General features: G+C 60.2%; 15 protein-coding genes. All 15 read left to right on the forward strand.

Going from position 1 to position 14,272, the window contains the following annotated elements:
* Window positions 1–6 precede the first annotated feature (6 nt).
* The 15 genes from OVA07_RS10650 to nuoN are packed head-to-tail and all read left to right on the forward strand — an operon-like array spanning window position 7 to window position 14,259.
* On the forward strand, window positions 7–849 hold the full coding sequence (locus OVA07_RS10650; protein ID WP_268171402.1) for an NADH-quinone oxidoreductase subunit C: 843 nt from the start codon (window positions 7–9) through the stop codon (window positions 847–849).
* Window positions 846–2,057: an NADH-quinone oxidoreductase subunit D gene (locus OVA07_RS10655; RefSeq protein WP_268171403.1), complete on the forward strand. Its 1,212-nt coding sequence runs from the start codon at window positions 846–848 to the stop codon at window positions 2,055–2,057. The genes OVA07_RS10650 and OVA07_RS10655 overlap by 4 nt, the downstream gene beginning before the upstream one ends.
* Window positions 2,054–2,404: a nuclear transport factor 2 family protein gene (locus OVA07_RS10660; protein WP_268171404.1), complete on the forward strand. Its 351-nt coding sequence runs from the start codon at window positions 2,054–2,056 to the stop codon at window positions 2,402–2,404. The genes OVA07_RS10655 and OVA07_RS10660 overlap by 4 nt, the downstream gene beginning before the upstream one ends.
* Complete coding sequence (locus OVA07_RS10665; RefSeq protein ID WP_268171405.1) at window positions 2,401–2,598, forward strand: hypothetical protein; 198 nt, start codon at window positions 2,401–2,403, stop codon at window positions 2,596–2,598. The genes OVA07_RS10660 and OVA07_RS10665 overlap by 4 nt, the downstream gene beginning before the upstream one ends.
* Window positions 2,591–3,259 carry a complex I 24 kDa subunit family protein gene (locus OVA07_RS10670; RefSeq protein WP_268171406.1) on the forward strand — a complete coding sequence of 223 codons (669 nt, stop codon included), beginning with the start codon at window positions 2,591–2,593 and terminating at the stop codon, window positions 3,257–3,259. Before OVA07_RS10665 ends, OVA07_RS10670 begins: the two co-directional genes overlap by 8 nt.
* 1 nt (window position 3,260) lies before the next feature.
* The gene (locus tag OVA07_RS10675) at window positions 3,261–3,425 is read left to right on the forward strand and encodes a hypothetical protein (RefSeq protein ID WP_268171407.1); all 165 of its coding nucleotides are present in this window, start codon (window positions 3,261–3,263) and stop codon (window positions 3,423–3,425) included.
* Window positions 3,425–4,708, forward strand: a complete 1,284-nt coding sequence (gene nuoF / locus OVA07_RS10680; RefSeq protein WP_268171408.1) for an NADH-quinone oxidoreductase subunit NuoF — start codon at window positions 3,425–3,427, stop codon at window positions 4,706–4,708. Before OVA07_RS10675 ends, nuoF begins: the two co-directional genes overlap by 1 nt.
* A complete protein-coding gene (gene nuoG / locus OVA07_RS10685) occupies window positions 4,708–6,717 on the forward strand; it encodes an NADH-quinone oxidoreductase subunit NuoG (RefSeq protein ID WP_268171409.1) in 2,010 nt (669 codons plus the stop codon). Before nuoF ends, nuoG begins: the two co-directional genes overlap by 1 nt.
* Window positions 6,714–7,757 carry an NADH-quinone oxidoreductase subunit NuoH gene (gene nuoH / locus OVA07_RS10690; protein ID WP_268171410.1) on the forward strand — a complete coding sequence of 348 codons (1,044 nt, stop codon included), beginning with the start codon at window positions 6,714–6,716 and terminating at the stop codon, window positions 7,755–7,757. Before nuoG ends, nuoH begins: the two co-directional genes overlap by 4 nt.
* A complete protein-coding gene (gene nuoI, locus OVA07_RS10695) occupies window positions 7,754–8,239 on the forward strand; it encodes an NADH-quinone oxidoreductase subunit NuoI (RefSeq protein WP_268171411.1) in 486 nt (161 codons plus the stop codon). Before nuoH ends, nuoI begins: the two co-directional genes overlap by 4 nt.
* Window positions 8,240–8,251: 12 nt before the next feature.
* Window positions 8,252–8,869, forward strand: coding sequence for an NADH-quinone oxidoreductase subunit J (locus tag OVA07_RS10700; RefSeq protein ID WP_268171412.1), 618 nt, complete (start codon window positions 8,252–8,254; stop codon window positions 8,867–8,869).
* Entirely contained in the window at window positions 8,869–9,174 is a 306-nt protein-coding gene (gene nuoK / locus OVA07_RS10705) for an NADH-quinone oxidoreductase subunit NuoK (protein WP_011445933.1), read from the forward strand. Before OVA07_RS10700 ends, nuoK begins: the two co-directional genes overlap by 1 nt.
* An 11-nt stretch (window positions 9,175–9,185) precedes the next feature.
* Complete coding sequence (gene nuoL / locus OVA07_RS10710) at window positions 9,186–11,234, forward strand: NADH-quinone oxidoreductase subunit L (RefSeq protein ID WP_268171413.1); 2,049 nt, start codon at window positions 9,186–9,188, stop codon at window positions 11,232–11,234.
* Complete coding sequence (locus OVA07_RS10715; protein ID WP_268171414.1) at window positions 11,231–12,796, forward strand: NADH-quinone oxidoreductase subunit M; 1,566 nt, start codon at window positions 11,231–11,233, stop codon at window positions 12,794–12,796. Before nuoL ends, OVA07_RS10715 begins: the two co-directional genes overlap by 4 nt.
* A complete protein-coding gene (nuoN, locus tag OVA07_RS10720; RefSeq protein ID WP_268171415.1) occupies window positions 12,796–14,259 on the forward strand; it encodes an NADH-quinone oxidoreductase subunit NuoN in 1,464 nt (487 codons plus the stop codon). Before OVA07_RS10715 ends, nuoN begins: the two co-directional genes overlap by 1 nt.
* Window positions 14,260–14,272: the final 13 nt, after the last annotated feature.

A 14,272-nucleotide genomic window follows, 5' to 3' on the forward strand; every position in this document is an offset into this window, starting at 1 on the left:
GGGCTGATGACGGTTCTCCATTCCGCTCCGCGCTGGACGTCGAACGAAGGCGTGAAGGATGCGCTGGTCGCCGCTTTGGGCGATATGGTTGTTTCGGCTGCCGAAGAACACGGCGAAATCCTGCTGACGGTTGTGCGTGAACGCGCCGAGGATGCGCTGCGTTCTTTGCGTGACGATCACGAATACCAGCAGTTGATGGATATCGCAGGTGTCGATTATCCGCAGCGCGCAGACCGTTTCGAGGTTTGCTACTGCCTGCTGTCGCTGACCAAGAACCATCGCATTGTCGTCAAGGTTTCGACCGACGAGGCGAAGCCGGTGCCGACGGTCACGACGCTCTGGCCGAACGCCGGTTGGTACGAGCGTGAAGTTTACGACATGTATGGCGTGCTGTTTGCAGGCAACCCCGATCTGCGCCGCATTCTGACGGACTATGGCTTCCAGGGCCATCCGTTCCGCAAGGACTTCCCGCTGACGGGCTATGTCGAACTGCGCTATTCCGAAGAGGACAAGCGCGTTGTCTATGAACCGGTGCAGCTTGCACAGGATCTGCGGCAGTTCGATTTCATGAGTCCGTGGGAAGGTGCTGACTATGTGCTGCCCGGCGATGAAAAGGCCGTAACCCCACCGCCCGCTCCGGCTCCGGTGGCAACCGCGCCTGCCAATGCTGGCACGCCCAAGGTTGATACGCCCAAGACGACGGACAAGCCTGCCGATACGGGCGCTGGCGCAGCGGCGAATGCCGAAGCGGCCAAGCCTTCGGTAGCGGACGAAGCGGCCAAGGACGCACCTGATGCGCCAAAGCCGACCGACGATCGTCCTGCCAAGACTGAGGGAGACGGCGCATGAGCCTGAGCCTCGAACAGTCGCCGACGACCGGCGACGAGGTCATCACCAACTACACGATCAACTTTGGGCCACAGCATCCCGCCGCTCACGGCGTGTTGCGCATGGTTATGGAGCTGGACGGCGAAATCATCGAACGTATCGATCCGCACGTCGGCCTGCTGCACCGCGGCACCGAAAAGCTGATCGAACACAAGACCTATCTGCAGGCGCTGCCCTATTTCGACCGGTTGGACTATTGTTCGCCGCTGGCGATGGAGCATTCCTATGTTCTGGCGGTTGAAAAGCTGCTGAACATCGAGGTTCCGCTGCGGGCGCAGTATCTGCGCGTGCTGTTTGCGGAACTAACACGCATCTGCAACCACATGCTCAACCTTGGGTCGCATGTGATGGACGTCGGTGCGATGACGCCGAACCTGTGGATGTTCGAAGTGCGCGAGGACTGCCTCAACTTCTTCGAACGTGCTTCGGGCGCGCGTATGCACTCGGCCTGGTTCCGTCCCGGTGGCGTGCATCAGGACGTGCCGCTCAAGCTGTTGACCGACATCGCCGAATGGATCGACACGCGCCTGCACCCGCTGTTCAACGACGCGATGAGCCTGGTGGTCGACAACCGCATCTTCAAGCAGCGCAATGTCGACATCGGCGTGGTGTCGATGGAAGACGCTGTGCGCTGGGGCTTTTCTGGCCCGATGATCCGTGGTTCGGGCATTGCGTGGGATCTGCGCAAGAGCCAGCCCTACGACGTTTATGATCGCATGGACTTTGCTGTTCCTGTCGGCACCAATGGCGATTGCTATGACCGCTTCATGGTCCGCGTGGAAGAAGTGCGCCAGTCGGCTCGCATCATCCAGCAGTGCATCGCGCAGATGCCTGAAGGTCCGGTGGCCAGCACCGACCGCAAGGTGGTGCCCCCCAAGCGCGCCGAGATGAAGCAGTCGATGGAAGCGCTGATCCATCACTTCAAGCTCTACACCGAAGGCTTCCACGTTCCGGCAGGCGAAGTCTATGTGGCGACCGAAAGCCCCAAGGGCGAATTCGGTGTCTATCTGGTGTCGGACGGAAGCAACAAGCCCTACCGCTGCAAGATCCGCCCGACCGCGTTCTCGCACCTTCAGGCGATGGACTTCATGAGCGTCGGCCACATGCTGCCCGACGTGACCGCGATCATCGGCGCGATTGACGTCGTGTTCGGGGAGTGTGACCGGTGAGCAATCTTGAAACCGCCAAGGCGATGATCGCCGCCTATAACGCGCAGGACGTGGATACTTACGTTTCCTACATGACCGACGACGCTTGCGAGGCGAACTATCGCGGGGATGTGGTGCGTGAGGGCAAGGAGGGCACGCGCTCTGGCCTCTCCGCCGCGTTTGCGCGCTGGCCGCAGAACCATGCCGAAATCATCGAGGCGCAGGCCATCGGCAACTATGTGCTGATGCGCGAGCATGTGACGCGCGGCCCCGCAACCGATGGTTCGGCGCTGGTCGAGCCGTTCGATGTGATCGCAGTCTATTCTTTCGAGGGCGACAAGTGCTCTCGGGTGGAGTTTATCCGGTGAAGTCCACGTTTGACCTCATGCGCCTCTGGGCCATGCTGACGGGCCTTGTGCTCGCCGCATGGTATTTCGCAGCGCTGTTGATGGGCGCGAAGCAGACCGAAACCCTGTCGATGCTGGTAACGGCCATCGGTGGGTTTGAACTGTTTCATTTTGCGCAGGATATCTGGCTGAAGCGGGGGCGGACCAATGGCTGATCGTTATATTGAAGCCGATACGCCCGAACTGCGCGCGCGCTGGGGCGGCTTTGAATGGACGGCTGCAAATGCCGAACAGGCCAAGGTCATCGTCGGGCGCTATCCCGAGGGGCGTCAGCGCTCTGCCGTGATGCCGCTGCTCGATCTGGCGCAACGTCAGGTTGGCGCAGAAGAGAATACGCAAGGGTGGCTGCCGATTCCGGTGATGGAATATGTGGCCAAGTACCTCGACATGCCGGTGATCCGCGTGGTCGAAGTGGCGACATTCTACACCATGTACAACATCGCGCCGATTGGCCGCTTCCACGTGCAGGTCTGTGGCACCACGCCGTGCATGCTGCGCGGGTCGGACGACATTCTGGCTGCCTGCAAGGGCAAGGGCCTGAAGAAGGGCCACACCACGGCGGACGGCCTGTTCACGCTGACCGAAGTGGAATGCATGGGCAACTGCGCATCCGCCCCGATGGTCCAGATCAACGATGACAATTACGAAGATCTGACCGCCGCCGACATGGACCGCATCCTTGACGAACTGGCAGCGGGCAAGCAGCCCAAGACTGGCACGCAATTGCCGGGCCGTCACACGGTGGAACCGGCGGGGGCCTTGAGCAACCTGACGGCGATGGTTGACGCCAACCATGATTATCGGGGGGAGTGGTAAGATGGCTGACAAGCTCGACAGCACTTCGTGGACTGGTGACACGTCGCATCGTGACCCTGAGTTTACGCCAGCGGCAAAGGCCGTGATTGGTAAAACCCTCAAAAGGGTAGCTTTGGCGACTGTGGCTTTCGTGGCTGGTGCCGCAGTCCTCAAGGGGATGATGTGATGCTCGCTGATAAAGACCGCATCTTCACCAACGTCTACGGCTTCCAGCCCTGGAACCTGAAAGCTGCGCAGGCGCGCGGCGATTGGGACAATACCAAGGCCCTGATGGAGCGCGGGCAAGACGCGATCATTGAGGAAATCAAGGCTTCGGGCCTGCGTGGCCGTGGCGGTGCGGGCTTCCCCACCGGCATGAAATGGTCGTTCATGCCCAAGGAAAGCAAGGACGGGCGTCCTAGCTTCCTCGTCATCAACGCCGACGAATCAGAGCCGGGTTCGTGCAAGGACCGCGAAATCATCCGCCACGATCCGCACAAGCTGATCGAGGGCGCGCTGATTGCCGGCTACGCGATGCGTGCGCGCGCTGCCTACATCTACATTCGCGGCGAATATATCCGCGAAGCCGAAACGCTGTTTGCCGCCGTGCAGGAGGCCTATGACGCCGGGCTGATCGGCAAGAACGCCAGCGGTTCGGGCTACGATTTCGACGTCTTCGTCCATCGCGGCGCAGGTGCTTATATCTGCGGTGAAGAAACCGCGATGATCGAAAGCATCGAAGGCAAGAAGGGCCAGCCCCGTCTGAAGCCGCCGTTCCCGGCAGGCGCGGGCCTCTATGGCTGCCCTACCACGGTCAACAACGTGGAATCGATCGCGGTTGCGCCAACCATCCTGCGTCGTGGGGCTTCGTGGTTCTCCTCCTTCGGGCGCGAAAACAACAAGGGCACCAAGCTTTTCCAGATCAGCGGGCACGTCAACCGTCCCTGCGTGGTCGAAGAAGAGATGAGCATCCCGTTCAGCGAGCTGATCGAGAAGCACTGCGGCGGCATCCGTGGCGGCAAGGACAACCTGCTGGCGGTGATCCCCGGCGGTTCTTCGGTTCCGCTGGTTCCGGCTGCGGAAATCTGGGACGCGCCGATGGACTTCGACGGGCTGCGTGCATTGGGTTCGGGGCTTGGCACCGCTGCGGTCATCGTCATGGACAAGTCCACCGATATCGTCCGCGCAATCAGCCGCCTGTCGTACTTCTACAAGCACGAATCTTGCGGCCAGTGCACGCCGTGCCGTGAAGGCACCGGCTGGATGTGGCGCGTGATGGAACGCCTGCGTACCGGTGATGCTGACGTCAGCGAAATCGACATGCTGTTCAATGTGACCAAACAGGTTGAAGGCCACACCATCTGCGCTCTGGGCGATGCGGCCGCATGGCCGATCCAGGGCCTTATCAAGCACTTCCGCCCGGAGATTGAGCGCCGGATTGCCGAGAACGTGCGGGAGGCAGCAGAATAATGCCTAAAGTCAAAGTCGACGGCGTTGAACTCGAAGTTCCGGCAGGCGCGACAGTCCTGCAGGCGTGCGAGCTGGCCGGTAAGGAAATTCCGCGCTTCTGCTATCATGAGCGGCTGAGCATTGCGGGCAATTGCCGCATGTGCCTTGTCGAAGTGAAACCAGGGCCGCCCAAGCCGCAGGCTTCGTGCGCGCTTCCCGCAACTGAAGGGCAGGAAATCCGCACGGATTCCGAGATGGTCAAGAAGGCGCGCGAAGGGGTGATGGAGTTCCTCCTCATCAACCACCCGCTTGACTGCCCGATTTGCGATCAGGGCGGCGAATGCGATCTTCAGGACCAGTCTGTCGCCTATGGGCGAGGTGCCTCGCGATATCACGAGCATAAGCGCGCGGTGACCGAGAAGTACATGGGCCCGCTCATCAAGACCACGATGACGCGCTGCATTCACTGCACGCGCTGCGTTCGCTTTAGCGAAGAAGTGGCGGGCGTTGACGAGATCGGCGCGCTATATCGTGGCGAAACCATGCAGATTTCCACTTATCTGGAAAAGGCTGCGGCGCACGAACTGTCGGCCAATGTGATCGACCTCTGCCCGGTCGGCGCGCTGACCAGCGCCCCTTATGCGTTCGAAGCGCGTCCGTGGGAGCTTAAGAAGACGCTGTCGATCGATGTGTCGGACGCGATCGGTTCGAATATCCGCCTCGATAGCCGTGGCCGCGAAGTGCTGCGCATTCTGCCGCGCGTCAACGATGACGTGAACGAGGAATGGCTGTCTGACCGTGCACGCTATATGGTCGATGGCCTGACCCGCCGCCGTCTGGACAAGCCTTGGCTGCGCCGTGATGGCAAGCTGGTTGCGGCCACGTGGGCCGAGGCTTTTGCCGCAGTGGCGAAGATCAACCCCGGTTCGGCCGTGGCGGTTGTCGCTGGCGATCTGGTCGATTGCGAAACCATGTTCGCGGCCAAGAAGCTGGCTGGCGCGCTGGGTTCAACACTGCTTGAAGGGCGTCAGACGGGCCTTGCCTATGACTGCTCGAACATGGCGGCGGTCAACTTCAATTCGACGCTGGCCGGAATCGAAGATGCGGATGCGATCCTCATTCTTGGCTCGATGGTGCGCGATGAAGCGCCGTTGCTTAACACCCGCTTGCGCAAGGCGGTAAAGAAGGGCGCAAAGGTCTTCATCGTCGGCCCGCAGTGGGATCCGACCTACCCGGCGACATTCCTTGGCGACGATGCTGGCGTGATTGGCAATCTTCCCGCCGAAGTGACCGACCTGTTCGCCAAGGCTGCCAAGCCTGCGATCATCGTTGGCGGTGCAGGGTTGGCCATGGGCGGTCTGGGAGCTGGCCTTGCGTTTGCGGCACGGTTTAATCTGGTCCGTGAAGACTGGAACGGCTTCAACGTGGTCCACATGGCGGCTGCCCGTATGGGTGGGCTGATGCTGGGCTACGCACAGAAGGGCGGCATTGCCGACCTCGTGGCTGCCAAGCCGAAGATGGTAATCTCGCTCGGCGCCGACGAGGTGGACTTCACCAAGTTTGCTGACAGCATGATCGTCCACATCGGCCATCATGGTGACAAGGCGGCACACGCTGCCGACGTGATCCTGCCCGCCGCTGCCTTCAGCGAGAAGGACGGCACTTACGTCAACACCGAAGGCCGCGTGCAGTATGCCGAAAAGGCCGTGTTCGCGCCCGGCGATGCCCGCGAGGACTGGACGATCCTGCGCGCGATGGCCGATGCGCTGGGCGTTTCGGTGGGCTTTGACAGCTTTGAACAGCTTCGCGCTGCGATGGTTGCCGAAGTTCCGGCGCTTGGCGTTGAAGGCCTGGCTGATTACGGCGCGCTGCCGTCCGCTCCGTCTGACGCAAAGGCAGAAGGCGTGATCGCGGGTTATCCGATCAAGGACCGCTACCTGACCAACGCCATTGCCCGCTCCAGCCCCACGCTGCAGCGCTGCTCGGCGGAACTGCTCCACGGTGAAAACTTCGCGGAGGCCGCGGAATGACCGAGTTCTTCATGGGTCTGGGCCTCTCTTATGAGTGGGCCTGGGGCATCTCCACCATTGCTGGCATTCTGCTCATCGCGCTGCCGCTGATGCTGGGCGTTGCGATGATTATTTATGCCGACCGCAAGATCTGGGCGGCCATGGCGTTGCGCCGTGGTCCGAACGTGGTCGGGCCGCTGGGGCTGTTGCAGTCGTTCGCGGATGGTCTGAAGGTGTTCCTGCAGGAAACCATCATTCCGTCGGCCGCGAACAAGGGTCTGTTCCTGATCGCGCCGATCATCACCTTCACCGTCGCGCTGATGGCCTGGGCGGTGATCCCGTTCAATTCGGGCGCAGTGCTGGCCGATATCAACGTCGGCCTGCTCTACGTGCTCGCGATCTCGTCGCTGGGCGTTTACGGGGTGGTGATTGCGGGTTGGTCGTCCAACTCGAAATACCCGTTCTTTTCGGCAATGCGCGCTTCGGCGCAGATGATTTCGTATGAAGTCTCGATCGGCTTTATTTTGATCTGCGTGGTGCTGTGGGCGGGGTCATTCAATCTGAATGACATTGTCAAGGCGCAGCAAGGGCATGTCTGGATCATCAACGGCTTCGTTGCGAACCCGCTGCTGTTTCCGATGTGGGTGATGTTCCTGATTTCGGGCATGGCCGAAACTGCGCGCGCGCCGTTCGACCTTACCGAAGCGGAATCCGAACTCGTTGCGGGTTACCAGACCGAATATTCGTCGATGAGCTTCGCGCTCTACTGGCTGGGCGAATATGCCAACGTGCTGCTGATGTGCGCGCTGAACGCCGTGCTGTTCTGGGGCGGATACTTGCCGCCGCTTGACATTCCGGTGCTCTACCTCGTGCCGGGCTTCGTATGGCTGCTGCTCAAGATTCTGTTCTTCTTCTTTATCTTCAGTTGGGTGAAGGCGACGGTTCCGCGCTATCGCTATGACCAACTGATGCGCCTGGGCTGGAAAATCTTCCTGCCCGTATCGCTGCTGTTCGTTGTTCTCGTCAGCGGCTACCTCATGGCTACCGGACACTTCGCATGACCGTCGGACAGCTCATCAAGAGCTTTACCCTTTGGGAGTTCGTGAAGGCGCACTGGCTGACCTTGAAGTATCTCTTCAAGCCCAAGGCGACGATCAACTACCCGTTCGAGAAGAACCCGCTCTCCCCGCGTTTCCGTGGTGAACATGCGCTGCGCCGTTATCCCAACGGTGAAGAGCGCTGCATCGCGTGCAAGCTGTGCGAGGCGGTGTGTCCAGCGCAGGCGATCACGATCGAGGCCGAACCGCGTGAGGACGGCAGCCGCCGCACCACGCGCTATGACATCGACATGACCAAGTGCATCTTCTGCGGTTTTTGCCAGGAAGCTTGCCCGGTCGATGCCGTGGTTGAAGGGCCGAACTTCGAATACGCGACCGAAACGCGCGAAGAACTGCTTTATGACAAGGCGAAGCTGCTGGCCAATGGCGACAAGTGGGAGCGAGCGATTGCCGCAAACCTTGAAGCCGATGCGCCGTATCGCTAGGGGGCCGCGCCAATGATTCAGGTATTTGCCTTCTATCTCTTCGCCACGCTCTGCATCTTCAGCGGCGCCGTGACGATCCTTGCCCGCAATCCGGTGCATTCGGTGCTGTGGCTGATCCTCGCGTTCTTCAACGCCGCCGGCCTGATGGTGCTGGTGGGCGCTGAATTCATCGCGATGTTGCTGGTCATCGTCTATGTCGGCGCGGTCGCGGTGCTGTTCCTGTTCGTCGTCATGATGCTCGACATCGACTTTGCCGAACTGCGCGCAGGCTTCGTCAAGAATTTCCCGCTGGGCATGGCGCTGGCCGTCGTGCTGTTCGTCGAACTGTTCGTGGGCCTGATCGTCCATGGTTCGGGTGGCGTCGAACTGGGCAAGGCAGCCGGTGCCGCGGTGCAGGTGGCCGATGTTTCGAACATTCAGGCGATCGGCGCGCTGCTTTACAGCCGCTATCTGTTCCTGTTCGAAGCGGCGGGCATCGTCCTGCTGGTCGCCATGATTGGCGCCATCGTGCTGACCCATCGCCAGCGTGTTGGCGTACGCGGCCAGAACGTGTCGAAGCAGAATGCGCGCCGTCCGGAAGACGCGACGATCAACATGCAGCCGGAAACGGGCAAGGGAGTGTCGCTCTGATGATCGGCATCGAACACTATCTCGTCGTCAGCTCGATCCTGTTCGTGCTGGGCGTGCTGGGCATCTTCCTCAACCGGAAGAACGTGATTATCATTCTGATGGCGATCGAACTGATCCTGCTTTCGGTAAACCTCAACCTCGTCGCGTTCAGCGCGTTCCTGCATGATCTTGTGGGGCAAGTGTTCGCGATGTTCGTGTTGACGGTTGCGGCAGGCGAAGCGGCCATCGGGCTTGCCATTCTGGTCATCTATTTCCGTGGTCGCGGCACCATTGCCGTTGACGACGTCAACCGGATGAAAGGCTGAGGCGGGGCACAATGTCTTTCATCACAATCATCGTATTCCTGCCGCTTCTGGCAGCGATCATTGCCGGGCTTGGCAACAAGAAGCTTGGCGCGGTTCAGGCCAAGGTCGTCACCACGGGCGCGCTGTTCATTTCGTGCGCGCTGTCATGGCCGATCTTCCTCTCGTTTCTGGGCGGACATGCCGAAGCGAGCGTGACTCCGGTGCTGCACTGGGTGAAGTCGGGCAATCTCGACTTTGCGTGGGCTTTGCGCGTGGACACCCTGACCGCAGTCATGCTGGTGGTCATCACCAGCGTCTCGGCGCTCGTTCACCTCTATTCGTGGGGGTATATGAGCGAAGAGCCGGATCAGCCGCGCTTCTTTGCTTACCTATCGCTCTTTACTTTCGCCATGCTCATGCTGGTGACCGCCGATAACCTCGTCCAGATGTTCTTCGGCTGGGAAGGCGTGGGTCTTGCCTCGTACCTGCTGATCGGCTTCTGGTTCAGGAAGCCCTCGGCCAATGCCGCCGCGATGAAGGCATTCGTGGTCAACCGCGTGGGCGACCTTGGCTTCATGATGGGCATTTTCGGCACGTTCCTGGTGTTCGGCACCGTGTCGATCCCGGCGATCCTTGAAGCCGCGCCGGGCATGGCCGGTTCGACCATCGGGTTCCTGGGGCATCGTTTCGATACGATGACCGTATTGTGCCTGCTGCTGTTCGTGGGCGCCATGGGCAAGTCGGCGCAGCTTGGCCTGCACACCTGGCTGCCAGACGCGATGGAAGGCCCGACCCCGGTGTCGGCGCTGATCCACGCTGCGACCATGGTTACCGCAGGCGTCTTCATGGTTTGCCGCCTGTCGCCAATGTTCGAAGTCAGCCCTACGGCGCTGTCGTTCGTGACCTTCATCGGTGCGATGACCTGTATCTTTGCCGCAACTGTTGGTACGACGCAGACCGACATCAAGCGCGTGATCGCCTATTCGACCTGTTCGCAGCTGGGCTACATGTTCTTTGCTGCGGGCGTTTCGGCCTATGGCGCGGCGATGTTCCACCTTTTCACGCACGCCTTCTTCAAGGCACTGCTGTTCCTCGGTGCAGGGTCGGTGATCCATGCGATGCACCATGAACAGGACATGCGCTATTACGGTGGCCTGCGTAAGAAGATCCCGCTCACTTACTGGGCGATGATGATGGGCACGCTTGCGATTACCGGTGTCGGGATTGTCGATGTGTTCGGCTTCGCAGGCTTCTATTCGAAGGATGCCATCCTTGAAGCGGCCTATGCAAAGGGCACCGAACTGGGGCATTTTGCCTTCTTCATCGGTATCTTCGCGGCATTGCTGACCAGCTTCTATTCCTGGCGCCTGATCTTCCTGACCTTCTTCGGAAAGCCGCGTTGGGAGCAGTCGGAACACATTCAGCATGCGGTTCACGATGCGCACGGCCATGGCCATGATGACCATGCGCACGCACATCATGACGACCACGGCCACCATGATGAGCACAGCGACGGTACGGCGGGGTATCATCCGCATGAAAGCCCGCTGAACATGCTGGTGCCGCTGGGTGTGTTGTCGCTGGGTGCTGTTTTGGCAGGTTTCGTGTTCCACCATGCTTTCGTCAGCGAAGGCACTGGGCATTTCTGGAAGGGCGCGCTGGTGTTCAGCGAACACCTGATCCATGCGATGCATGAAGTGCCGACGTGGGTGAAATGGGCACCGTTTGGTGTGATGGCCACCGGCCTGTTCATCGCCTGGTATGCCTATATCCGCAATCCGAAGTTCCCGGCGGCATTCGTCGACCAGTTCGGCTTCCTCTATAAGTTCCTGCTCAACAAGTGGTACTTCGACGAACTCTACCACTATGTCTTCATCGTTCCGGCGATGTGGCTGGGCAGGGTGTTCTGGAAGGTCATGGATCAGGGCATTATCGACCGTTTCGGCCCCAACGGCGCCGCATGGGTGGTTGCCCAGGGCAGCCGCGCCGCCGCCAAGCTCCAGTCGGGGTATCTCTATAGCTATGCGCTGGTCATGCTCGTCGGACTTGTCGGCGCGATCAGCTGGGTGATCGCACAATGAACGGGTTTCCCATTCTTTCGCTGATGCTGCTGGTGCCGTTGGCAGCAGCCGTGGCCTGCCTTGTCGTTCCGCGCGAACAGGCACGCAGCATCGCGCTTGTCGCAACGCTGGTCGATTTCGTGCTCGGCATGATTTTGTGGGCGAACTATGATATCGGTGGGGCGCAGTGGCAGTTCACGGAAAGCGCTGCGCTGTTTGCAGGCTTCTCGTGGAAGCTGGGCATTGACGGTATCGCGCTGCTGCTGATTGCCCTCACGGTGTTCCTGATGCCGGTGTGCATCGGGGCTAGCTGGATATCGATCGACAAGCGTCAGGGCGAATATTACGCGGCGTTCCTGCTGATGGAAACGCTGATGATCGGCGTGTTCGCGGCGCAGGATCTGTTCCTGTTCTACATCATGTTCGAAGCCGGCCTGATCCCGATGTATCTCATCATCGGCGTGTGGGGCGGGGCTGACCGCATCTATGCCAGCTACAAGTTCTTCCTCTACACGCTGTTCGGCTCGGTGCTGATGCTGATCGCGATGTTCTGGATGGTGAATGAAGCGGGCACCACCGACATTCCGACGCTGATGGCCTACAACTTCCCGGTTCAGGCGCAGACTTGGCTGTGGCTTGCGTTCTTTGCCAGCTTTGCGGTGAAGATGCCGATGTGGCCGGTTCACACATGGCTGCCGGACGCGCACGTTCAGGCACCTACCGGCGGTTCCGTCATTCTGGCCGGTGTGCTGCTTAAGATGGGCGGCTATGGCTTCATCCGCTTCTCGCTGCCGATGTTCCCGGAAGCTTCGGCGCTGTTTGCGCCGCTGGTCTTTGCCATGTCGATGGCGGCCGTGGTCATCACCTCGCTGATCGCGCTGGTGCAGCACGACATGAAGAAGCTGATCGCCTATTCGTCGGTGGCTCACATGGCTATCGTCACGGTCGGGCTATTCGCGTTCAACAAGCAGGGCCTTGAAGGTTCGATGGTCGTGATGCTCAGCCACGGTCTTGTTGCAGGCGCGCTGTTCCTCTGCGTCGGCGTGATCTATGACCGCCTGCATACCCGCGAGATTGACCGTTACGGCGGGCTTTCGATCAACATGCCGTATTATTCGGTGTTCTTCCTGCTGTTCACGATGGCTTCCATCGGTCTGCCGGGCACAAGCGGGTTTGTCGGCGAATTTCTGTCGCTGATCGGCATTTACGAAATGTCGAGCTGGGTTGCGCTGGTTTGCACCACGGGTATCATCCTTGGCGCGGCTTACATGCTCTACCTCTATCGCCGGGTCGCCTATGGCGAACAGAAGAACGCCGATGCTGCCGCGATGCTTGATCTCGACAAGCGCGAATGGGCGATGATGGTGCCGCTGGCTGCGGTGGTGCTGTGGATGGGTGTCTATCCTGAAAGCTTCATTGCGCCGATGCGTGCCGATATTGCAGCGCTCGATGCGCGCCTTGCACAAGCAAAGCCCAAGGGCGATGCGCAAGTCACGCCGGGCAATCCCAAGGCTGCCGCTGCCGCACATGGCGCGGAAGGTCATGCTACCGAAGAAAGTTCTGCGCATGAGGGGGCGCACTGATGGATATCATCCGTTCGCTCTTGCTGGTCGCGCCCGAAACGCTGATTTCGATTTCGGGGCTGATCCTGCTGCTCGTTGCTGCTTGGTGTGGTGACAAGGCTTCGCGCCTGATCTCGATTGCCGCGGTTGCTGTGCTTACCGCCTGCGCCTTCCTTGTCGCACCTGCGCTGTGGGGTGGGGCGATGGGGCCGGAAACCGAAGCTTTCGGTGGTCAGTATCGCGCCGATGCCTTTGCCGCATTTGCCAAACTGCTGATCTATGCGGGCGCTGGTGTCACGCTGATCGTCGCGCCGTCATTCTTTGACAGGTTCAAGGCGATGCGCGCGGAATTCCCGCTGCTGATCATGTTTGCCGCGCTGGGTATGGGCATGATGGTTTCGGCAGGCGATCTGCTGACGCTCTACATCGGCCTCGAACTCAACAGTCTTGCGTCTTACGTCATGGCGGCGTTCCTGCGCACTGATGACCGTTCGGCGGAATCGGGCCTCAAGTACTTCGTGCTGGGTTCGCTCGCTTCGGGCATTCTGCTGTTCGGGATGAGCCTGACTTACGGCTTTACCGGCACCACCACCTATGCCGGCATTCAGGCCGCCTTGACCGGCCAGATGGCCACGGGTGCGCTGTTCGGTGTCATCTTTGTGCTGGCCGGTCTTGCTTTCAAGATCAGCGCTGCACCATTCCACATGTGGACGCCTGACGTTTATGAAGGTGCGCCGACCCCGGTGACCGCCTTCTTTGCGACGGCTCCCAAAGTGGCGGCGCTCGGCCTTCTGATGCGGGTCAGCCTTGAAGCGTTCGGTTCGCAGCCGCATGCGTGGCAGCAGGTGGTGATCTTTGCGTCCCTGCTGTCGATCGTCATCGGCGCGCTGGGTGCCATCGGGCAGAGCAATATCAAGCGCCTGATGGCCTATTCGTCGATCAACAACGTCGGCTTCATGCTCATCGGTTTGGCGAGCGCGACTAAGGCTGGCGCTTCGGCTATGCTGGTTTACCTTGCGATCTATGTTGCGATGTCGGTGGCGGGCTTTGTCGCGGTGCTGTTGCTGCGCGATGAAAACGGCGATCCGATTGAAGCGATTGCCGACATTGCGGGCCTTTCCAAGACTCGTCCATGGTTGGCGCTGTCGCTGGCTTCGGTAATGTTCAGCCTCGCCGGTATCCCGCCGCTGTTCGGTTTCTGGGGCAAGTTCGTGGTGTTCCAGGCTGCGGTGCAGGCCGATTTGATCGTACTGGCGGCCATTGGTATCGCAGCTTCGGTGATCGGTGCGTTCTATTACCTCAAGGTCGTCAAGGTCATGTATTTTGATGATGCGGCCGGCAAGGTGAAGGGCGAAGGGGAGCTTTCGCATACCGTGCTGCTGGTATTGTCGACGCTGGCGATTTCGCCTCTGGGTTACCTGCTGACCAAGTGTCTTGGTGCGCTGGCGGACAATGCGGCTGCCGCATTGTTCCCCGTCGGTTGACGGACCTTACCTG

It is taken from the genome of Novosphingobium sp. SL115 (assembly GCF_026672515.1).
Taxonomy (GTDB): Bacteria; Pseudomonadota; Alphaproteobacteria; order Sphingomonadales; family Sphingomonadaceae; genus Novosphingobium.